General features: G+C 41.1%; 19 protein-coding genes. 9 read left to right on the top strand and 10 right to left on the bottom strand.

The genetic code is table 11. The features are described from left to right. The first annotated feature begins 10 nt into the window (after positions 1 to 10). Positions 11 to 844 carry an ABC transporter ATP-binding protein gene (locus ACE01R_RS08325; protein WP_395550347.1) on the top strand — a complete coding sequence of 278 codons (834 nt, stop codon included), beginning with the start codon at positions 11 to 13 and terminating at the stop codon, positions 842 to 844. 22 nt (positions 845 to 866) lie between these two features. Then, the gene (locus tag ACE01R_RS08320; protein WP_395550346.1) at positions 867 to 1,697 is read left to right on the top strand and encodes an ABC transporter permease; all 831 of its coding nucleotides are present in this window, start codon (positions 867 to 869) and stop codon (positions 1,695 to 1,697) included. A gap of 186 nt (positions 1,698 to 1,883) precedes the next feature. Here the strand turns inward: ACE01R_RS08320 and ACE01R_RS08315 are convergent, their stop codons facing one another. Beyond that, complete coding sequence (locus ACE01R_RS08315; protein WP_395550345.1) at positions 1,884 to 2,981, bottom strand: sigma-54 interaction domain-containing protein; 1,098 nt, start codon at positions 2,979 to 2,981, stop codon at positions 1,884 to 1,886. A 224-nt stretch (positions 2,982 to 3,205) separates the two neighbouring features. On the opposite strand from ACE01R_RS08315, the gene ACE01R_RS08310 reads away from it, so the two are divergent. Continuing rightward, positions 3,206 to 3,421: a molybdopterin-binding protein gene (locus tag ACE01R_RS08310; protein ID WP_086193917.1), complete on the top strand. Its 216-nt coding sequence runs from the start codon at positions 3,206 to 3,208 to the stop codon at positions 3,419 to 3,421. A gap of 37 nt (positions 3,422 to 3,458) precedes the next feature. After that, the gene (locus tag ACE01R_RS08305) at positions 3,459 to 4,286 is read left to right on the top strand and encodes an ABC transporter ATP-binding protein (protein WP_395550344.1); all 828 of its coding nucleotides are present in this window, start codon (positions 3,459 to 3,461) and stop codon (positions 4,284 to 4,286) included. A gap of 114 nt (positions 4,287 to 4,400) precedes the next feature. Here ACE01R_RS08305 and ACE01R_RS08300 read toward each other — a convergent pair whose 3' ends face one another. The 5 genes from ACE01R_RS08300 to ACE01R_RS08280 all read right to left on the bottom strand — a co-directional run bounded on the left by ACE01R_RS08300 (position 4,401) and on the right by ACE01R_RS08280 (position 11,711). Beyond that, positions 4,401 to 5,765 carry an LLM class flavin-dependent oxidoreductase gene (locus tag ACE01R_RS08300; protein WP_395550343.1) on the bottom strand — a complete coding sequence of 455 codons (1,365 nt, stop codon included), beginning with the start codon at positions 5,763 to 5,765 and terminating at the stop codon, positions 4,401 to 4,403. Between the two features lie 94 nt (positions 5,766 to 5,859). After that, positions 5,860 to 7,221 (bottom strand): LLM class flavin-dependent oxidoreductase, encoded by a 1,362-nt coding sequence (locus tag ACE01R_RS08295; protein ID WP_395550342.1) that lies wholly within the window; start codon positions 7,219 to 7,221, stop codon positions 5,860 to 5,862. 303 nt (positions 7,222 to 7,524) lie between these two features. Continuing rightward, complete coding sequence (locus ACE01R_RS08290; RefSeq protein ID WP_395550341.1) at positions 7,525 to 8,895, bottom strand: LLM class flavin-dependent oxidoreductase; 1,371 nt, start codon at positions 8,893 to 8,895, stop codon at positions 7,525 to 7,527. Positions 8,896 to 9,067: 172 nt separating this feature from the next. Further along, positions 9,068 to 10,435 (bottom strand): MATE family efflux transporter, encoded by a 1,368-nt coding sequence (locus ACE01R_RS08285; protein ID WP_395550340.1) that lies wholly within the window; start codon positions 10,433 to 10,435, stop codon positions 9,068 to 9,070. A 121-nt stretch (positions 10,436 to 10,556) separates the two neighbouring features. Next, positions 10,557 to 11,711, bottom strand: a complete 1,155-nt coding sequence (locus ACE01R_RS08280) for a methionine aminotransferase (protein ID WP_395550339.1) — start codon at positions 11,709 to 11,711, stop codon at positions 10,557 to 10,559. A gap of 222 nt (positions 11,712 to 11,933) precedes the next feature. Here ACE01R_RS08280 and ACE01R_RS08275 point away from each other — a divergent pair, with 222 nt between their 5' ends. From ACE01R_RS08275 to ACE01R_RS08265, 3 genes are read left to right on the top strand one after another with little or no spacing between them, the layout of a single operon-like run. Next, complete coding sequence (locus ACE01R_RS08275) at positions 11,934 to 14,786, top strand: type VI secretion system Vgr family protein (protein WP_395550338.1); 2,853 nt, start codon at positions 11,934 to 11,936, stop codon at positions 14,784 to 14,786. Further along, positions 14,786 to 16,438 (top strand): glycoside hydrolase family 19 protein, encoded by a 1,653-nt coding sequence (locus tag ACE01R_RS08270; RefSeq protein ID WP_395550337.1) that lies wholly within the window; start codon positions 14,786 to 14,788, stop codon positions 16,436 to 16,438. Before ACE01R_RS08275 ends, ACE01R_RS08270 begins: the two co-directional genes overlap by 1 nt. Further along, positions 16,435 to 17,157, top strand: coding sequence for a hypothetical protein (locus ACE01R_RS08265; protein WP_395550336.1), 723 nt, complete (start codon positions 16,435 to 16,437; stop codon positions 17,155 to 17,157). Before ACE01R_RS08270 ends, ACE01R_RS08265 begins: the two co-directional genes overlap by 4 nt. Positions 17,158 to 17,271: 114 nt before the next feature. Here ACE01R_RS08265 and ACE01R_RS08260 read toward each other — a convergent pair whose 3' ends face one another. Further along, entirely contained in the window at positions 17,272 to 18,192 is a 921-nt protein-coding gene (locus tag ACE01R_RS08260; protein WP_395550335.1) for a Dyp-type peroxidase, read from the bottom strand. Between the two features lie 162 nt (positions 18,193 to 18,354). Here ACE01R_RS08260 and ACE01R_RS08255 point away from each other — a divergent pair, with 162 nt between their 5' ends. Both ACE01R_RS08255 and ACE01R_RS08250 read left to right on the top strand, forming a co-directional pair. After that, complete coding sequence (locus ACE01R_RS08255; protein ID WP_395550334.1) at positions 18,355 to 18,975, top strand: LysE family transporter; 621 nt, start codon at positions 18,355 to 18,357, stop codon at positions 18,973 to 18,975. 22 nt (positions 18,976 to 18,997) lie between these two features. Further along, positions 18,998 to 19,522: a hypothetical protein gene (locus tag ACE01R_RS08250; protein ID WP_395550333.1), complete on the top strand. Its 525-nt coding sequence runs from the start codon at positions 18,998 to 19,000 to the stop codon at positions 19,520 to 19,522. 81 nt (positions 19,523 to 19,603) lie between these two features. Here the strand turns inward: ACE01R_RS08250 and znuB are convergent, their stop codons facing one another. Genes znuB through ACE01R_RS08235 form a run of 3 tightly spaced genes read right to left on the bottom strand, consistent with a single transcriptional unit; the run spans position 19,604 to position 21,669 of the window. After that, positions 19,604 to 20,404, bottom strand: a complete 801-nt coding sequence (znuB, locus tag ACE01R_RS08245; protein ID WP_395550332.1) for a zinc ABC transporter permease subunit ZnuB — start codon at positions 20,402 to 20,404, stop codon at positions 19,604 to 19,606. A 3-nt stretch (positions 20,405 to 20,407) separates the two neighbouring features. Then, on the bottom strand, positions 20,408 to 21,199 hold the full coding sequence (znuC, locus tag ACE01R_RS08240) for a zinc ABC transporter ATP-binding protein ZnuC (RefSeq protein WP_395550331.1): 792 nt from the start codon (positions 21,197 to 21,199) through the stop codon (positions 20,408 to 20,410). Beyond that, complete coding sequence (locus tag ACE01R_RS08235; protein WP_395550330.1) at positions 21,172 to 21,669, bottom strand: transcriptional repressor; 498 nt, start codon at positions 21,667 to 21,669, stop codon at positions 21,172 to 21,174. The genes znuC and ACE01R_RS08235 overlap by 28 nt, the downstream gene beginning before the upstream one ends. Positions 21,670 to 21,755: the final 86 nt, after the last annotated feature.

The following is a 21,755-nucleotide window of genomic DNA, read 5'->3' as shown; positions in this document are numbered from 1 at the left end:
GAATATAACCATGACCAGTGCTTTAAATTTAGATCATGTGCGTAAGGTTTTTCCCGCACAAAATCATCCTAATAGCAAAAATTACAAACCTGAATTCGTGGCGGTTGAAGATGTCACTTTAGATATTCAGCAAGGTGAATTTGTTTCCATCGTGGGTCCTAGCGGCTGCGGTAAATCGACTTTACTTGACCTGATTGCCGGCCTGACCAAACCTTCTTCGGGGCAGATTTTACTCAGTGGCAAACAGATTACCCAACCGGGTCTGGATCGTGGCATTGTGTTTCAGCAATATGCGCTGTATCCCTGGCTGACCGCTTTAGAAAATATTGAATTTGGTTTAGAGGCTAAGGGTGTCGACAAGAAAACCCGCCGTGAGAAAGCGCAGTATTATCTACAGTTGGTGGGACTTTCTGGCTTTGAAAAGCATTATCCGAACGAACTTTCAGGCGGCATGAAACAGCGTGTCGCAATTGCACGCAGTCTCGCATATGAACCTGAAATTTTACTCATGGATGAACCTTTTGCCGCACTAGATGCGCAAACCCGTGAAACCCTGCAAGAAGAACTGATTAAAATCTGGCAAAGCTCGAAAAAAACCATTGTTTTCATTACTCATAGTATTGATGAAGCAATTTTCCTGAGCCAGCGCGTGGCCATTATGACCTCCAGACCGGGACGGATTAAGGAGATCATCGACATTCCAGCCAGCCTGAAAGCCAAAGATGAGGACATTCGCTCCACGGCGGAATACGGCAAAATTCGTCATCAAATCTGGTCGCTTTTAAGCGAAGAAGTGATTAAGGCGCAAGCACTCGAAAAAGATAAACAGCTTGCTCACGCATAAATCAAATTGAGGATTATTCATCATGTCATCGACTCAACAGGCGATTCCGCATAGCGAAGCCTTTAAGCCGTCAAAACCACGCCTGGAACTAAGCTGGCTGAACACCATTTTTAAACGCAGCATTGCCATCATATTATTTTTACTGCTTTGGGAAACCTTACCTCGAACAGGTGTGGTCAGTCCGGCATTTTTACCGCCATTATCCACCGTGTTGGAAACGGCCTGGCAGCTTTATCAAAGTGGTCAATTGGGTACGCATTTCTTTGCCAGTATTCAGCGTTCAATCATTGGTTTTGCTCTGGCCTTAGCCATTGCCATTCCACTGGGTTTGGTGATCGGCTGGTACAAACTGGTCGCGGAAACCCTCAATCCATTACTGGAACTGTTTCGTAATACCACAGCGCTGGCATTAATGCCGCTGTTCATTTTATTTTTAGGCATTGGCGAAGCCTCTAAAATAAGTTTGCTGGTCTATGCCTGCACCTGGCCAATTCTCTTAAATACCATTACCGGTGTGCAAACAGTTGATCCATTGTTAATTAAATCTGCACGTACCATGGGTTTAAAACCCTATCAACTGTTCCGTAAAGTGATTTTACCGGCATCGGTGCCGACCATTTTTGTCGGCATCCGTTTAGCTGGAGCGATCTCGATCCTGGCGCTGGTGGCAGTTGAAATGTTTGGTGCCAAAGCAGGTCTGGGCTATCTGATTATGTATTCACAATTTAGTTTTGAAATTCCACAAATGTTTGTCGGGATTTTAGTGATTACCCTAGTGGGCTTATCCTTTAACTATATTTTAATTGGACTGGAAAAATACTTTACTGCCTGGAAACGTAATCCATCGGAATAATATGAAGGTATAAAAAAGCAGTGTTTTAATACTGCTTTTTTTGATCAATAAAATAAAAAATAATAATGGATGTTAAAATGTGACAATTAATATAATTTATGAATTTAAAATGTAAATTAAATTGGAATTATAGAATGCTTAATATCTGTTTTTGGGGTTGGTTTTTATATTAAAAAACTCCTCCTACTATAATAATGCATATTTCATTAAACGCGTGCGAATCACATTTCGTGTCACGCCCAGTAACCTTGCGGTATGCACCTGATTGTATTCACAATAGCTATAGGCACTGCGAATGAACTGTTCTTCAATCAGTTCATTGATATTGAGTTGCGGCAATTGCTGCGAGGCCTGAAACAGATGTTGAAAAGTCGATTGCAATAATTTTTCCGCATCGGTATGGGCCAAAATTTCCGGTAGTGCAGGGATATTCAGATCGTTTTGCTGTGTACCTGGATTTTGCCCTTTGCTGCGGCTATGTAACAGGTTGGAAAAGCGAATATCCTCTGCTTCAATCACGCCATTTTGACTGACTAAAACTGCATGATGCATGGTGTTTTCCAGTTCACGAATATTGCCGGGCCAGCGGTGCTGATGTAATTTTTTCAGCGCTAAAGACGAGATGCGTAAAGGGGTCGCATGCGGATTGGTCTGGTAGCGTTCCACAAAGAATTTTGCCAAGGGTAAAATATCATCACGGCGCTCTGCAAGCCTTGGTATACGCAACAAAGCCACATAGAGGCGGTAAAATAAATCCTCACGGAATTTGCCTTCCAGCACGGCTTTTTCTAGGTCAACATTGGTCGCTGCAATAATCCGTACGTTAATCCGAATGGGCTTGAGTGAACCAACCCGAACAATCTCGCGTTCCTGTAAAATGCGCAGTAATTTCACCTGCATAGAGAGCGATAAATCACCAATTTCATCTAAAAATAAGGTGCCATTATGTGCCGCTTCAAACCAGCCAATGCGCTGATTGATTGCACCAGTAAAAGCCCCTTTTTCGTGGCCGAATAACTCACTTTCTGCTAAGGATTCGGTTAAAGCCCCGCAATTGACGGCAATAAAAGGGCCTTTGGCACGGTGACTTAAGGCATGAATTTGTCTGGCAACCAGTTCTTTCCCAGTACCGGTTTCACCAATAATCAAGGCATTGGCATCGCTGGGTGCAATCTGTTCAATGCGCTCCAGTAGGCCCTTGGAGAGTGGATCTTCAAAGACGGTTGCTCTTGCACGTTCATAGCGAACCGTCTGACTGACGCTAGGATGCGTTAATATAGACATAAGATTTGCTTCATTATAAAAATTGAAATCATCATGAAATATTTAATATGGAAAAATAAATAATAAAACCATATTTAATTATCTGTTTTGCTGAATAAATGCTTTTTGATAAATATATCTGTTAAATAGATAAATAAAGCGTGCATAACTAAATATTAAATCGAGATAAATAATCTGGAAAAATTATTTTATATTAAGGAAATCATAAACAGAGAGTAATTATAATGACAATCACAGCCGTTAACGTACGTAACCAATTTAAAGGCGTAATTCAAGAAGTATTAGAAGGTGACGTTGTTTCAGAAATAAATGTAGAAACCAAAGCAGGTTTGTTCACTTCAATTATTAGTACCCGTTCAGTCAAAGACTTGGATCTTAAAGTCGGTTCTGAAGTGGTGGTGTTGATCAAATCGACGGAAGTGTCCCTGGCGAAGCTTTAATTCGCCAGTACCTCAAGCTTTACAGGAGAATTGAGAGATGACACAGCAAGCAACCGGCCATGTATCTATTCAGCAGCTCAGGAAAACCTATCCAACGCAAAATGATGAAACATTAACTGTGCTGGACGATATTAACTTAGACATTCAGCCGGGTGAATTTATTAGTATTGTCGGAAGCAGTGGCTGTGGTAAATCCACACTGTTACGCCTATTGGTTGGACTGGAAAATAGCTATGATGGCCAGATCCAGGTAGATGGCAAAAAGATTTTTGGTACCAGTTTACAACGCGGGATCGTGTTTCAGGACCACCGTCTTTTTCCCTGGTTAAGCGTGCGTGAAAATGTGCGTATTGCACTGCATCAAAGTAAACTGACACGGGCAGAAGAAGACAAGCTGATTGATGAACATTTGCAATTGGTCAATCTGACCAATTTTGCCAATGCCTATCCATCCCAGCTTTCAGGCGGCATGAACCAGCGCGTGGCGATTGCCCGCAGTCTGGTCAATCGTCCGGAAATTTTATTTCTGGATGAGCCTTTTGGTGCACTGGATGCCTTAACCCGTCAAAACCTGCAAGATGAATTACAGCGGATTTGGCAGGCAGAAAAAATCACCATGGTGATTGTGACCCATGACGTTGAAGAAGCGGTATTTTTAGGGGATCGTGTGGTGGTGATGCAACCCCATCCGGGCCGGATTAAACGTATTGTTGAAGTACCTGTTGCACACCCACGTAAACGTGAAGATGTCCGTTTGCACAATATTAAAAATAATATTCTGCTCGATTTTAGCGATCCGCTCAAAGACCAATTACACAGCAATAAAAAACCAGCGAAGTTTTCAGATTATCAATTTGCCTGGTAGTCCTGTTTTCTTTTTTATTCAAAAGCCTGCGTAAAGCAGGTTTTTTAAGATCTGCTGAAAAGAGCCAGAAATAAAAAATCCCTCATGAATGAGGGATATTCAACCGATTTTCAATCAAGATGCTTTCACTTGCTGACTTGCCAAAACATACTGGTTTTCAGGACGTTTCAAACCTAAGTTTTCGCGTAAGGTTTTACCTTCATATTTGGTACGGAACAAGCCACGGCGTTGTAATTCCGGCACGACTAAATTCACAAAATCATCTAGGCTTGCAGGAGTAGTGGGTGGCAGAATATTAAAACCATCCGCAGCTTCATTTTCAAACCATGTTTGCAGTTCATCAACGACTTGAGTGGGTGTGCCAATAATCGTCCAATGCCCGCGCGCACTTGCGACCCATTGATACAGTTCGCGAATAGTGAAGTTATTTTGACGGGCAATGTCTAAAATCAATTGTTGACGACTGGCACCATTTTCCAGTTGGCCAATATGCTCGGGTAAGGGCTGGTCCAAATCATATTGTGATAAGTCTTCGGTAAAACCGCCCAATTGTTTGAGTAAGGACAAACCGAGGGAAGGGTGAATATAGCTGTTCAATTCATTGTATTTGGCGCGGGCTTGTTCTTCCGTTTCTGCCACAAAAATCGAGACCCCCGGCATGATTTTCAGGTCGTCGGCGTGGCGGCCATATTTGGCCAAACGTCCTTTAACATCTTTATAAAAGGCTTGCGCATCTTCAATTTTTTGCTGTGCCGTAAAAATCACTTCTGCAAATTTAGCTGCTAATTCACGACCCTCTTCCGACTGACCTGCTTGAACAATCACCGGATAGCCTTGCGGTGGACGTGCCACATTGAGTCCGCCATGCACAGCTAAATGTTTGCCTTGAAAACGAGGGGGATGGATTTTTTTACCATCAAAGAATTGCCCTGTTTCTTTATTATATTCAAAGGCATCATCTTCCCAAGTATCCCAAAGTTTTTGTGCGACCTGAATGAATTCATCGGCACGTTCATAACGTTCTTTCGGATGTGGCGCATCGTTTAAGCCAAAGTTTTTCGCTACGATTGGACCCGAAGTGGTCACCACATTCCACGCAGCACGACCATTGGATAAATGATCGAGTGAAGCGAATTTACGTGCCAAGTTATAGGGTTGTTCATAAGTGCTTGAAGCGGTCGCGATAAAGCCAATATGTTCAGTGACTGCGGCGAGTGCCGAAAACAGGGAAACAGGTTCAAGCCCTGCGGAAAAGCCCCCTGTTAAACCGAGATTGGGCGTGGTGTCCGGATCGACGGTGACTGGAACATCGGCAAGGAAATAGGCATCGAATAATCCACGCTCAGCCGTTTTTGCCAGTTCAATAAAATATTTAAGCTGATGACTGTCTTGGGGACGGGCATCCGGATGGCGCCAGCCTGCAACGTGTTGGGATGTTCCCGGTACAAAGGCCCCTAAGCGAATTTGACGTTTAGTCATGATCATGTTTCCTGTTTTTTAAGTGTTATTAGGTTGGTTATAGAGAATGAAGAGGTGTTAAAATCTGCCTTAAATTGGCAGGTTTCAGCACAATTTATGAAGCTTTGGTTTGCTGTTTTTCTAAAACATATTGGTTTTCAGGACGTTTCAAACCTAAATTTTCGCGTAAGGTTTTACCTTCATATTCGGTACGGAACAGACCACGGCGTTGCAGTTCAGGTACAATCAACTTAACAAAGTCATTCAGACTGGTTGGGGTCGTTGGCGGTAAAATGTTAAAGCCATCCGCAGCTTCATTTTCAAACCAGTTTTGTAGCTGATCCACCACTTGTTCAGGGGTACCAATTAAAGTCCAGTGACCACGTGCCGAGGCGATATATTCATACAGCTGGCGAATGCTGAAGTTATGCTTACGCGCAATATCAATCATCATTTGCTGACGGCTAGAGAAGTTGATGTCGGCATCTTCCAGTTTCGGGAAGGGGGCATCTAGGTCGTATTTTTCTAAATTAATCCCGCCCGATAAACCTGACAGTAAACTTAAACCAACTTTTGGATGGATCAAGCTATTGAGCAATTGGTATTTTTCTTGCGCTTCCTGTTCAGTTTTTGCGACAAAAATAGAGACACCCGGCATGATTTTTAGGTCATCTGGCTGACGGCCATATTTCACTAAACGGCTTTTGACATCGCGGTAAAATTCTTGTGCATCGGCCAGGTTTTGTTGCGCAGTGAAAATTACTTCGGCATATTTCCCAGCAAGTTCACGACCATCTTCCGACTGACCCGCTTGTACAATCACCGGATAGCCTTGGACTGGACGAGAGACATTTAAAGCACCATCAACTTTAAAGTATTTTCCTTGATGTTTTGGTTCGTGGAATTTGCTGACATCAAAAAATTGACCACTTTCTTTATTGTAAATAAAGGCATCATCTTCCCAGGAATCCCAAAGTTTTTGCACCACTTCAATAAATTCATCGGCACGTTCATAACGGGTTTTCGGATCAGGATGCTGTTCGAGGCCAAAGTTACGCGCGGTATCCGCTGAAGCCGTGGTCACCACATTCCAGGCAGCGCGACCCTTGGAAATATGATCCAGTGAGGCAAACTTACGCGCCAAAATGTAGGGATCTTCATAGGTGGTGGATGCGGTGGCAATAAAGCCAATATGTTGGGTGACTGCTGAAATGGCAGCAAACAAAGTCACCGGTTCAAAACCTACTGCTTTGTCGCCTAAACCCTGTTGGCCCTCTTTTGCAGAACCCCAACTGACCGATAAGCCATCGGCAAGGAAATAGGCATCAAATAAACCTTTTTCTGCGGTTCGTGCCAGCTCAATCGCATAATCAATACTTAAATGATCTTGCGGGCGCGATTCAGGATGACGCCATCCGGCAGCATGTTGGGAGGTAGTTGGAATAAAGGCACCCAGTTTAATTTGACGCTTAGACATGGTTCTATCCTATTGATTGTATTTTTCTTAACAGGCCATGTTTCAAGATGTGTGCCAGGTATAAATATGATTAAAAACAATAATATAAAATACATAATATTTTTATGTGTTTAATAATCAACAGTAAAAAAGTTGCTTTGTTGCAAATGGAACAGTAGAAAAAATGCAGTGCTTATATGAAATGCTATTTAAGACAGGAAGGATGGTTTTTCTGAGTTTATGTTTATTAATAAGATCAAAAGTCCAAAAGGTTTTAATAGCACATAAAAAATGCCCCGTAGGGCATTTTAAATCGTTCCTGGATTAAGATGCCTGCGCTTGTTGTTGTGCTAGTACGTACTGGTTTTCAGGACGTTTTAATCCTAGATTTTCACGTAAGGTGGTTCCTTCATATGCAGTACGGAACAGGCCGCGACGTTGCAATTCAGGCACAATCAACTCAACAAAATCATTCAAGCCTGCTGGGGTAGATGGCGGCAATACATTGAAGCCATCAGCCGCTTCATTTTCAAACCAGTTTTGTAGCTCATCGACCACTTGTTCAGGGGTACCAATTAAAGTCCAGTGACCACGTGCCGAGGCAATATATTCATACAGTTGGCGAATGCTGAAATGATGCTTCTGTGCAATCTCAATCATCATTTGCTGGCGGCTAGAGAAGTTGAGGTCGGCATCTTCCAGTTTCGGGAAAGGCGCATCCAGATCAAATTTTGCAAGATCAATATGACCAGCCAGACCGGACAATAAACCTAGACCGACATCCGGATGAATTAAACTGTTTAATAACTGATATTTTTCCTGGGCTTCCTGCTCGGTTTTTGCCACGAAAATGGATACGCCAGGCATGATTTTTAAGTCATCGGCATGACGGCCATATTTGCTTAAGCGTGCTTTGACATCACGGTAGAAGGCTTGGGCATCGCTCAGACTCTGCTGCGCCGTGAAAATCACTTCGGCATATTTTGCTGCCAGTTCACGACCATCTTCCGACTGACCGGCTTGCACAATCACCGGGTAACCTTGTGGTGGGCGAGGGACATTCAGCGCACCCTGAACATTAAAATATTTGCCTGTATGTAGCGGTTCATGTTGCTTGCTGGCATCAAAAAATTGACCGCTTTCCTTATTGTAGAGGAAAGCATCATCTTCCCAGGAATCCCAAAGCTTTTGCGTCACTTGAATAAATTCATCCGCACGTTCATAACGGACTTTGGCATCCGGATGCGCAGTAAAACCAAAGTTGCGCGCGGTATCCGCTGAAATGGTGGTCACCACATTCCATGCCGCACGACCTTTAGAAATATGGTCTAAAGAGGCATATTTACGGGCCAAAAGGTACGGCTCTTCATAGGTAGTAGATGCGGTGGCAATAAAACCAATATATTGAGTGACTGCTGAAAGGGCTGCAAATAAAGTCACCGGTTCAAAACCAACCACCTTGTCACTATAACCAATACTTTGCTTGCTTTTGGAGGCACCATGACTCCAGTTCACCGACAAACCATCGGCAAGGAAGTAAGCATCAAACAAACCCTTTTCGGCAGTTTTTGCCAGTTCAATCGCATAATCAATGCTTAAATGATCTTGCGGACGAGATTGGGGATGACGCCAACCCGCAGCGTGCTGTGAAGTTGTTGGAATAAAAGCACCCAGTTTAATTTGTCGTTTAGCCATGCTGATCCCTTGTTATCATCATTGATTTTCAACAGGTTTATAACAAGGAATAGCAGGCTTGAAAAATACGATAAAATTAAATCCATATCATTTATATGGGATAAGGATTTGATTCTCTTGATCAAGTATTGCAGCAGTTTTTTAAATCGGTGAACTGTTTTCATTAATGAATTTAAATGAGGGCAGTCACGGTCTTTTTCTTCCACACCAATTGATAATACAGACCTTGAAGAATACATAAGCAGACAAATGCCAAGGCATAGGCATACCAGATACCTTGCAAGCCCCACCATTGACTGAACAGGTAAGCACAGGGCACTTCTATTGCCAAAATGGCAGCAATATTAATAATCATGGGAACAGTCACGGTACCGCTGGCACGCATGATGGATGCAAAAATGGCACTGGCACCAAAGAACAGGATCGACCACAACACAATAAATAAAAGTTGCTGTCCCAATACAACCACCGTTGGATCAGTAATAAACAAAGCCATCAGATATTTGGAGAACAGATAGGCTAAAGCCACTAATCCACCGGTAATGGCGATATTCATTCCAAGTGCGGTACGCGTCACTTTGTTCAGTAGATCCGATTTTCCTGCACCAATGGCTTGAGCAGCAAAAATAGACGCGGCAATAGAAATAGACAGGGCTGGGAACTGAATGTAATTCAGCACCTGATTGACTGCTCCATAGGCTGCGGTTGCATGTGAACCATAATGGTTGACCAGGCCGACAATCACCAGACCGGCAACGGAGGTGGTGACCATCTGGACACCGGTAGGAATACCCAAACGCAGAATAATTATACTGAGCTCGTGTTGATGGCGAATATGACTGAGCAGATGACGGTCAGGCTTAAGTGGATGATCTTTTTTATTTAAGTACACGGCCAAAAAGATCAGTACTGCAAGGTAACCGGCAATGGTGGCAATGGCAGGTGCAACAATGCCCATTTTTGGAAAGCCAAAATACCCCGCAATCAGCACAGGGGTAATCAGTACGCCAATCAGAATAGTAATGCCGGATGCAATCAGCGGGGTAGTGCTGTCACCGACACCGCGTAAAATTGAAGTATAAATAATATAAATAAACAGCAAGGGACTGCCGGCAAGCATCCACTGTACATAAGGCAATGACAGATGCATCACGTCCGGATCAGTGCCTAAGGCAAGCAAAATATATTCAGCAAAAAGTACCCCGAACAGGGCAATAATACTGCCGCCAATTAAAGTCATAAACAGGGTCGAACCGACGACAAAACGGACTTTTTCAATATTTTTCGCCCCCCACGCTTGTCCAATCAATACGGTTGCACCCGCTGAAAGACCAATCACAAAAGCCAACAAACAGAACAAAATCGGAAAGAATACAGCCACTGCTGCAATGGCATTCACCCCCATCATTTGCCCGACAAAAATGGTATTAATCGTTCCTGAAAGGTTTTGTAAAATATTGGTCGCAATCAACGGCAACAGGAAAATTAAAAAGGTTTTCCATAATTTTTTTTGATCAAGCAGTGATTGGTGTTGAGACATTGAACGTCCTGTAAAGGTATTTTTATCATTTTTTAGATTTAAAATCACACTACCTGAGTTTGCTTAAAAAAGCCTTAGTTGTTAAGTAACTAAGGCTTAAATTGACGAATAAATCATGAATTTAAACAGCAGATAAAATGGCAGATGCCTGTTCTAAGGTTTCATCTTTTTTGGCAAAACAGAAACGAATTAAACGTAAATTTTCCGGCGCTTGCTGATAAAACACAGATATTGGAATGGCAACAATCCCGTGCTTTTCAGCAAGGAACTTGCACATCTCGACATCATCCAGATCGGGACGGATGGCACTATAATTCAGGTTCTGAAAATAAGTACCCTGTGAAAGCGTGAAGTGAAAGCGTGAGTTACGCAGGCCTGAATTAAACAGATCACGTTTATCCTGATAGAACTCTGCAAGTCCTGCAATATGCTCGGGATGCTGCTGCATAAAAGTGGCCAGGGCCATTTGTACCGGTGTCACGCTACAGAAACTGGCAAACTGATAAATCTGGCGAAATACTTTCATCAGTTCTGGTGAGGCAATGCAATAACCGGTTTTCCAGCCGGTGACATGAAAGGTTTTACCAAAGGAACCGACCACAATGCTGCGGTCACGTAACTCAGGGAAAGACAGCGCCGAATAGTGCTTTTGGCCGTCATAAATCAGATGTTCATAAACTTCATCGGACAGCACAACAATATTCTTGTCACGAATCAGTTCAATTAAATTTAACCAGTCCTGACGTGACCAAATTGCACCGGTAGGGTTGTGAGGAGTATTCACAATGACCATTCGGGTCTTATCGTTGATAGCATCTTTGACCTGATTCCAGTTCACGGAAAACTCGGGTGCAACCAGAGGAATATGAATGGCTTTGCCACCCACCAGTTGCACACTCGGTCCATAGCTGTCATAGCTGGGATCAAAAATAATCACTTCATCACCAGCATGGATCAGGGCTTGAATGGCAACAAAAATCGCAATGGTGGCCCCGGGCGTAATGGTGATTTCAGTGATGGGATCAATCACCAATTGATCGCGTTTTAAAAATTGCTGCGCCACCTGTTCACGCAGTGAAATTAAGCCATCACTGGGTGCATATTGATTAAAGCCATCCAAAGCAGCTTGACTTAAAGCTTTTAACAGTGCAGGCGGGGCTGCAAAGTCTGGAAAACCTTGAGAGAGATTTAAGGCATTCAGGCGATGTGCCATGGCGGTCATCACGCTGAAAATGGTGACACCCTGTGCCGGTAGTTTGGAATGAATCTCAATCATGACCCGAACTCTTCAATATTCTTATGTTTTGCAGTGTAACAGCAAGCCCCTTACAGCAGAATAAAAGGATGACCTTAATCTCTGCACTTTTTATCTAATTTCATCCATTTAACTGAGTTGCTCATTTTATTAAAATTAACAAAAAACTCACTAGACTAAAAAACAAACATTTTTTAGAATGCAGCCACTAAAAAAATAACACTGCTAAAACAATTAATTATTATGCTGAAAACCATCCATACCCTGATTGATGCGATGGGCTTAAGTTTGCAAAAACGCGCCCTGCATTTATATTTTTCCAATGAACTACTCAATCCTCTGGTCTTTATTCAAAGAATTGAAGGACAACATCGCATTAATCATGGCTTTAAGGCTGAACTGATTTGCCTGTCGACCAACGCATATATTCCGCTGAAACAATTTATTGGCGGGCGGGTAGCTGTCGATCAGGTGACGGATTTAGGTGAATTATCCCGAATCACGGGCATCGTGACAGGTGCCAGCCAAGGTCAAAGTGATGGTGCATTAACCCTGTATAAACTGACCATTGAAGATGCGACTGCACTGTGGCACAAGCGCCGTAACAGTCGCGTGTTTATGAACAAAAGCGTTCGTGATATCAGTGAAATTCTGTTCAAAGAATGGCAGGCTAAAAGTACGTTATTTTCGGCAAGTTTAAGCTTAAATACCCAAGGTTTGAGCCGAGAATATGATGTACGTCCTTTTGTGATGCAGGCCAATGAAACGGATTATGAGTTTTTAACCCGACTATGGCGTAGCGAAGGCATTAACTGGCTGATTGATGAAGCTGAACATGTCGTTGTGAGTTCCTCGGCAGCAATTCAGCCGCAGAAATTACGGCTAATTGATGAAAATCCGCAATACAGTGCTTTAAGTAGAAGAAGTATTCGTTTTCATCGCAGTCATGCCACAGAACGCTTGGATAGTATCACCAGTTTTATTGCTGAGCGCTATTTACAGTCCACTGCGATTCAGGTTCAGCGTTGGCAAGCCAACAGTCTGTCTCAGGATCAAGCCAATCCGCTGCTTAGCCATCATCAACATAGTGATGTGCAAGACAATGAAACTTTAAGTTTAGAGCAAGCCTGGACCATCAGTCCTGCATGGACTTCAGATTTAACCGGTGCCGATCAAACTACGGCTTCAGGCAGCCAGCAATTAGACAAACTTAATCAGCAGTTGTCTCAATATCAGGATTTGCAGTCCAAATATTTCACTGCCCAGAGCAGTGTGCGTGATGCCCATGTTGGCTACTGGTTTGAGTTGCTTGATCATCCGGAAATTGATCTGCATTCAGGTTCGGATAAAGAATTCCTGATTTTGGGTAAAATCTTTTATAACCAAAATAATTTACCCAAAGATATTTTGCAGCAATTAGACAGCCTACTGAGTTTAAGTCGCTGGCAACATCAAGGTGATGAACGACAAGCCAATGAGCTATATGTAGTGCGACGTCATGTGGCGGTAGTTCCGGAATATCATCCCTTGATGCATCGACCGGCAGCCCATCCGCAACGGGCCAAAGTGGTGGGTCCAGAAGGTGAAACCATTTATGTCGATCAATGGGGGCGGATTAAGGTTCGCTTTATGTTTACCCGTAGTGATGACCATAGTCATGATGGTGGCGCGGGCAGTAATGACAATGACACCGATTCAGCCTGGGTGGATGTACTCACCCCATGGGCAGGTGAGGGTTATGGTGCTCGTTTCCATCCGCGGATTGGTGAAATCGTGGTCATCGACTTTTTTGAAGGAGATGTCGATCGGCCTTTTGTAGTGGGGCGGATTCATGAAGCGGAACGCCATCAAACCATGTTTGATGTGAAGGGGCAGTTACCCGATACCAAAAAGCTCAGCGGGATTCGCTCACAAGAAGTCGCAGGTGAAGGCTTTAACCAGCTGCGTTTTGATGACACTACAGGGCAGATTAGTAGCCAATTGCATAGTAGCCATGGCGCAAGCCAGTTGAATTTGGGGAACTTGAGTCATCCCAAAGATCAAGCAACCAGTGATGGACGTGGTGAGGGCTTTGAGTTAAGAACAGATCAATGGGGTGCTGTCCGGGCGGGTAAAGGCTTACTGATTTCGACCCATCATCAGGACCAGGCGAGCGGTCATCATCTCAGTACTCATGAAGCAAAGAATCAACTGCAATCGAGTCTGAATAATGCTCAGGCATTGAGTCAGGTTGCAGAAAATCAGCTAACGGATCCCTTAGAAGCTTTAGCAAAGCTGAAGGCTTTTCTTGAGCAAATGGAAAGTGGGGAAAAGGAGAAAGCGGACAGTTTTAAACAGGCTTTACTGCTACTCGTTGCGCCTCATTCGATTGCACTTTCCAGCAATGACAATATTTATATTTCAGCAGATCAACAGATTAGTCATAGTGCGGGAGAGAGTATTAACTTCAGTACACAGAAATCTTTGATTGGACATGCCGGTCAAAAGATTAGTCTTTTTGCGGCACAACAGGGAGCACGACTGTATGCAGGAAAAGGCAAAATTGAAATACAGGCGCAGGATGATGCCATTGAAGCCATAGCCCGTAAGGTTGTTAAGCTGATTTCGACCGAAGACAAGATTGAAATAACTAGCCCTAAAGAGATTGTACTGACTGCTGGCGGTTCACAATTAAAAATTAATGGTGATGGTATTTTTACCACTACGGGTGGGAAGTTTGAAAGTAAGGCGGGGCAGCATAGTTTTGTTGGAGGAGGGAAGGCAGTTGTGCCTCAGACCAGCCTACCAAGTTTGGAAACGCCTTATAGTAATCAGATGGATTACAGTTGGAATTGTTTTTCAGAGGGTGAAAAGGAAATTTTTATTGTTGATAAATCAGATGGAAAATTAATTAAAAATATTAAAAATGAGCTGGATAGCGAAAAAAATATGAGTTCCTTAAGGTTCTATACTCCACAACAAACAGAATTTACAGCATTGGGATTTAACTCTTTAAATACTTATTTAAGTCAGGACATATCAAATGATAATGGTGATGAGTTGATAGAAAAAATTTTAGAAGATGATGAAGTTTATACAGAAGAGGATTTTGATTAATGAGTCATTTAGTCACAATTTTTTCTAAATTCTATGATAAATCCGGTCAACGAATTATTAATCTAAATGTAAAGTCCCGTTATCAAGGATCAACCAGAGAAAACCAGCAAAAGACAAATGAAAAGGGTTTTTTCATCTTTCAGGCTTCTTCTAACAGAACAATCGAAATTTTAGCTAAACCGCCGAATGCTAAAGAATATATGGTTTTTAAAATGATGAATTCATCTGTAACTTCATCTGCCAGTAATCCCATAAAAGTTTATTTACCAAAAACTATTGAAGAATATCGAAAAGAAAATATAAAAATTCCTCAGAGTAAAACAGTAAAGAATTTTTTTAAGGTGGTTGATAGTAATGGAAAAGTGATGAGCAATTTTCCTATACAATCGCGTCCTAAAGGGAAAAAGTCTTTTGAACGTTCTACCAATGAAGAAGGACTTGCAGAAATAGAATCTTCTCCAAATCGAGACATTGAAATTTTAGTTCTGACCTCGAATGATACATTTGTTTTAAAAAAATCTGTAAATTCTGGTAATGGTTCTAAACAGCCAATTCTTATTCAATTAGATGAACCTTACGATAATTTTAAAAGCTTATCGACGATCACTTTGCTAGATAGAAATGACAATAAATATATTGTAGAAAAAACCAATGTTGAGATATTGGCTGTAGAGAGCAAAGAAAAAAATCTAATTTCTGTTTCAAATGGAAAGCTTGCGGTTCGAGGTTATATTGGAAAGTGTTTGAAGATAACAGTATATAAACCTGATGGTAGCCCGCTAAAATCTGTAGACTATTTGCCAAAAAGAATAAATGAAAGTTCAGTTAAATTGCATTTAGATGTGGATGTAACAATCGGTAGCACAGCGAAAAATGAACCGAATATTAATAAACCTATTACAGAAAGTATTACATGTATGACTTGTGGGAAGTCTTTAAAACTTGACATAGATTTTATAAAAAATATCGCTCCGAAAGCTAAAGCTGAATTTCAAGCAGCATTATTACAGTTACCTAACTTTATGAAAAAATATGGAGTAAACTCTTGTAGAGATTTAGTTAATATTTTAGCTCAGGGAAAAATAGAAACTGAGAATTTTACAAAACTAAGAGAGAGTTTGAATTATACTAAGAAAACTTTTAAGAAACCTGAAAATATTTATAGAATATCTCCAACGGCAATAAATTTAGGTTTTGAGAGACGTGGCATGGGAGAATATACTAGACAGCAGAAACTTAATTATATTTGGAATCATCTAGCCGATAATGATGCTGCATATGGTTTTCATTTATATGGAAATGATAAATATCCCAATAGAGATTATAGAGGAAGGGGGTTATTACACTTAACCCATTTTATAGGCTATGAAGATTGTGCTAAAGGAACAGGTTTAGATATTGTTAATAATCCTAATCTTTTAGAAAATAATTATAGTGTAGCCATAGAGACAGGGATCTGGTTTTGGAAAAACAAAAAAAATGGAAAAATAGTCAGTCTTACAGCAGGTGAAAGCATAAAAATTGATTCGGATAGTATAACAACTTCTATAACGCACTTAGTAAATGGTGGAGAAATGAAATTGAATGAAAGAAAAATAGCTAAAAAAGAGATAGCTAGAAAATTTATTATTAAATATGGTACATGTAAATGAATTATTTTTTTAAAAAATTAATATTTATTTTTCTATCTGTAATATTAAATTCTTCTATTTATGCAAAAAATATATTTAAATTAAATGATTATATGTGTGTGGAGTCTAGAGAGGTTGTTAATAAAATGGATGTATATATAAGTGATTGTGGAAAAAAAATAAATAAAATGGATTCTTATGAGGTTCCTGCTAATGATCTGAAAATTGATTATATATTTTCTAGCAATTTAAAAGATAAATATAATATTTTTCTTGGGATTTCATATAGTGAAGATTATAGAGACCCACTAAATAGATTTAATTATTTAAATAAATATTATATGATACGTGCCTATGAGTGTAATAAAAATAATTTTTGTAAGGAAAATGAAAAGTTATCTAATTTTTTTGGTAGTGGTGGTGATATAATAGATTATAAACACAAAAAAATAATATATAAATTTCCTTATTCTACTCAGAGTGACTTAAAAAATGAATTAAATTCAAAGTTATTTAAAGATTGGATGAATGGAAAGCTTGATAGTGGAATAGTACTTCGTAAAACATTTATTAATGATGTTAATAATTTTACCCCAGAACATATCGGATATTTGATTAAAGGCGATAAATTTAAAATAAAAGAAGTGAATTCTAGATGGTTAAATATTGTATATACAAATAAAAATGGTCGAACGACTTCAGGATGGATAGCATGTCAAGATACAACAGTATGTAATTAATTCTTTTGCCTCCTTATGGAACTATGGTGCGCTTTGAGGGGTTTAAGAAAATTCTGACTATTTGATTTTTTCTTATATAAAAAAGTAGCTACAAAGGTAGCTACTTTGAAACTTTTATCCTTCCAAAACCTCTTCCAGTAACTCTTCACTCGGTGCAAAGTAATAAGCACCGTCCATTGGCGTGACAAAGTGAAGTAGACGGTCATGTATACCATCACCTGTAGTACCAAACATATGTTTCAGCATATGGTCAATAATTTCTAAGCTCTTGGTATAAGCAATAAAGAATAAACCCTGATCACCTTTACCATCTCCATAAGGAAGAGAATGACGTAAAATTTCCATTTCTTCGCCTTTGTCATCTTCAATCACAACACGCGCAATGTGAGCATTTTTAGGCTTAACATCATCCTCTAGTTCAATCGACTCCAATTTGGTTCGGCCAATCACATGTTCTTGAGCATCAACTTTTAACTGTTTCCATTTTGCCAAGTTGTGCGCATAACGCTGTGCAAATACAAATGAGCCATCGGCAAAAATTCCGGCATCTTCACCGAGTAAAGCGACTTCGGCGCGATCATCTGGAAATTGTGGGTTTTCAGTCCCATCAATAAAACCAGTCAGGTCACGACCATCAAAATTGCGGAAGCACACGCGCTCATCCAGCACTTCTACTTTATCTTGAATACCTTCAAAGAATGACTGGCTTAAAGCAAAGCAGATATCAGTGCGTTGAGATGCAACATGAATCAATAAATCTGCCGGAGCTACAGGCATTTGAAATGAACCTTGAATCGGTTCCAATTGTTTAAAACCAGCAGGACTTTGATTATAGAGTTTTGCCCAAAGTTCAGGACCAAAGGCTACCCCGGTTTTAATCTGTGCATTTGGATGTTGCGTGATTAAACGATCACGGGTAGTAAATAAATCTTGCAGTTTTTCTTTTAACTCATCAATCGTTAAGTCTTTTAAACGTAAAACAATAAACCGAGCATGATCTGAAGGTAACGGTAAAATTACAGATTGGGCAGTCATACATGGCTCCTAACAATTTTTATCAAAGACGTGGCTGGCTTTATTGTGCCTTATCACTGCCGAGGTGAATAGCCCAATACTTATTTTTGATGATCAATTTTTCAAGCATTTAAAAGATGAAAAGTCATATAATAGTTTCAATTTTTTATCTCCTTGTATTTTATGTCTTACCAGGTTTGGCTGGCGTATATGTTGGCTTGTTGGGTGATTAGTATTTCGCCGGGTGCAGGTGCAATTGCATCCATGTCGAGTGGTCTGAATTATGGCTTCCGTCGTGGCTATTGGAATGCTTTAGGTTTACAGTTGGCATTGTTATTACAAATCGGGATTGTTGCAGCAGGGGTAGGTGTGCTTTTTGCCACCACACCTTGGGCTTTTCTGGTGGTGAAATGGTTTGGGGTATTATACTTGTTATATCTAGCTTATTTGCAATGGCAAGCACCTGCCCAGTCCATTGAGATTCAGCAAGAGCAACCCACTAAATCTATTCCTAAACTGGTTCTGTATGGTTTCTTAGTCAATATGAGTAATCCCAAGGCCATTGTGTTTTTACTTGCGGTGTTGCCACAGTTTCTAGACTTGTCTAAACCGCAGTGGATTCAATACCTGATTATGGCAGTCACCATGGTAACAATTGATCTGATTGTGATGGCAGGTTATACGGGGCTGGCAGCCAAAGTTTTACGATTGCTGAAATCTCCGAAACAGCAGAAATATATGAGCCGAACCTTTGCCGTGTTGTTTGCCTGTGCGGCCGGTTTATTAAGTTTTGTACATCAGTAAGATAACCATGAAATGATCTAAAATGAAAAAATTTAAATCTAAAATAAACTTTTGTACCGTCTTGGGTTTAATTCTTGTTATAGCTGGATTTCAACAAGTTATCGCTGAAGACCAGATAGAGCCTTTTGATAATAACTTTGTTATGCAAGATATCTATGTTGTTAAAGATGATTTTTGCGATATTGAAACTCAAATGAATTTTAAATCATTTTCTAAAAAGCAGTTTCAGCAACATTTTAATAAATTATCTGCCGATTTGATTCAGTCTGATCATGACGATTATGCAATTTTCATTAAGCCTTTTGATCTGCCATTTGAAGATTTGCTGCCATTTACTACTCTAGATAATAATTATAGTCGTTATAGACTTATCGTTATGGCGATGTATCCTGAAGTGATGGAAAATAGCTGCATGTTAGGTTTTGGCATATTTCCAGAGGCTTGGGATGGTCAGCGCTGGATTCGTTTTAAATCGAATAAGCAGTTTGAGAAAAAACTATTTAAAGATTATTTAGAAGAACAAAATAATCTTATCTTTCAAAACTAAAAAATTAATCCTTATTTCTTTATGATCTTATGCTAATAAAAAAGCCATGCAATCGCATGGCTTTTTTTATGGTATGCGCTATCAAGCCATCTTCTTCACTTTCTGCACTGCAAAAATCACGGCAAATAAAATTGCCATGGTCAGTACAATGGTTAAACCAGTCGATGTATCTAGACCTGCGCTGGACCATAGACCGACACTAATCCCAATTTGAGCAATCACAAAAGCCCAAACCACCATCTGTTTGGGTGAGTTTGCCAACAAGCGCGCTGTTAATGCCGGAATAACCAGTAAGGCACCCATCAACAATGAACCGACTGCACGTAAAGCTAGCACAGTAAATAAAGCCAGCAGTAACATAAAGACCAGACGCTGCCATTTGGCATTTACGCCTTCACTCACTGCCATATCAGGGTCAATTGCAATCTGAATCTGTGCTTGCCAGTTTTTATACAACACAGTTAAAGCCGCAATAATGACCAGGGCAAACATTGGCAAGTCTGACCAGGAAATTTGCAGCAGATCGCCAAACAAATAGCTGAGCAGTTCAGGTCTTAAACTTGGAATATGTTGAATAAACAGTAAGCCCGAGCAGAGCAGGGTGGCTGAACAAAGTGCCAGTAGGGCATCATTGGGCAGGCGAGGATCATGCAGTACCCATAAAATGGCTACCAATAGAAAAGCCAAAAAGCTCACGCCCAACCATAAAGGCAGGCTCAAAGCACCTGCAATCGCCACGCCCAATAAAGTGCCATGTGCCATGGTGTCGGCAAAAAAAGACATCCGTCGCCATAACATCAGACAGCCTAGCGGAGCCGTCAGAAACACCAACAAGGTTCCCATGGTCCATGCAGGTAACAAGAGTTGTAACCATTCCATCATGGCTTAAGCTTCCGGTTCAGGGTGAATATGTGGACGAGGATCATGCTGACACGGAGTCGCACTGTCACCATGCGCACAGTGGTCATGATGATGTTGATAGAACACCCGATTGGTGCCAAAAATAGCCTGATATTCCGGATGCTGCTGCACATTTTCCGGCAAGCCGCTACAGCAGATGTGCTTGTTTAAACAGACGACGCGATGCGTACCCTGCATGACCCATTGCAGATCGTGTGAGACCATCAAGACGGCACAGCCATATTTGATCGGCAGGCTTCTGACATATTCATACAGTTCAGCTTCGGACTGAATATCCAGACCTTGCATCGGTTCATCCAGTACCAGTACATCAGGCAAACGCAGTAAAGCCCGTGCCAATAGCACCCGTTGCCGTTCACCACCTGAAAGTTGCTGAACCTTACAATCCTGTAATTTGGTAATGCCAGTATCACGAATAATTTCTGCTTTTATATCGGCATCGCAGTGTTCTAAAGCCAATAAATCCTGCACCCGCAAAGGCAGGCTATGCGATGGACTAAACTTTTGCGGCACATAAGAAAACTTGAGTTTTTTATGGCTATGCATTTTGCCTGAATTGGCTTTTACAATTCCCAAAAGCACTTTAATCAGGGTAGATTTTCCTGCACCATTCGGACCGATCAGCGTGACAATTTCTCGCTCATGTAAAGCGAAATCCACATTTTTTAAGATGTCACGGTCGTCAATCCGCACACTGATTTTGTCCAGGGTAATCAGGGGATGGGTTGTTACTGTTTGTTGCGGCACTGCTGACATATCCCGGAAATTTCAATAATACTGTGCTGTGCAGTAAATTGATCAGATGCTGAAAGTTCATCTAATTGTGTTAATAAACCCTGAGCCGAAGCTTCTTTGACATTTTTGCACTGGGTACAGATTAAAAATGCAGCCTGATGTCCTTCGCGCGGATGACAACATGGAATATAGGCATTAATCGAAGTTAAACGATGGATTAAACCTTTTTCCAGTAAAAAGTCCAAAGTGCGATACACGGTGGGTGGCGCAGCAGGACGGTCAGATTCACTCTTGATTTTAGCCAGCAAGTCATAGGCACCCATTGGGCCAGTGGCATTCAAAATCAGTTCTAATACTTCTTTGCGTAATGGGGTTAAGCGTGCGCCAGTCGTTGCACAGAGACTTTCTGCTTCAGCAAGACGAGTTGCTATATTATGATGGTCATGTACGCCATGTAATGCATTGTGATGTTCGTGCGAACATAAGCTCATAGCAAAACCTCAAGTGCGAAATTTATAAAAACAAAAGGACATTAAATCTTAACATGAAGCAAGACCCGTTTCGATTAAACGTAGGT

Source organism: Acinetobacter sp. BSP-28 (assembly GCF_044130285.1).
GTDB lineage: Bacteria > Pseudomonadota > Gammaproteobacteria > Pseudomonadales > Moraxellaceae > Acinetobacter.
The sequence above is the reverse complement of the archived record's forward strand: the minus strand, read 5'-3'. Positions and strand labels throughout refer to the sequence as shown.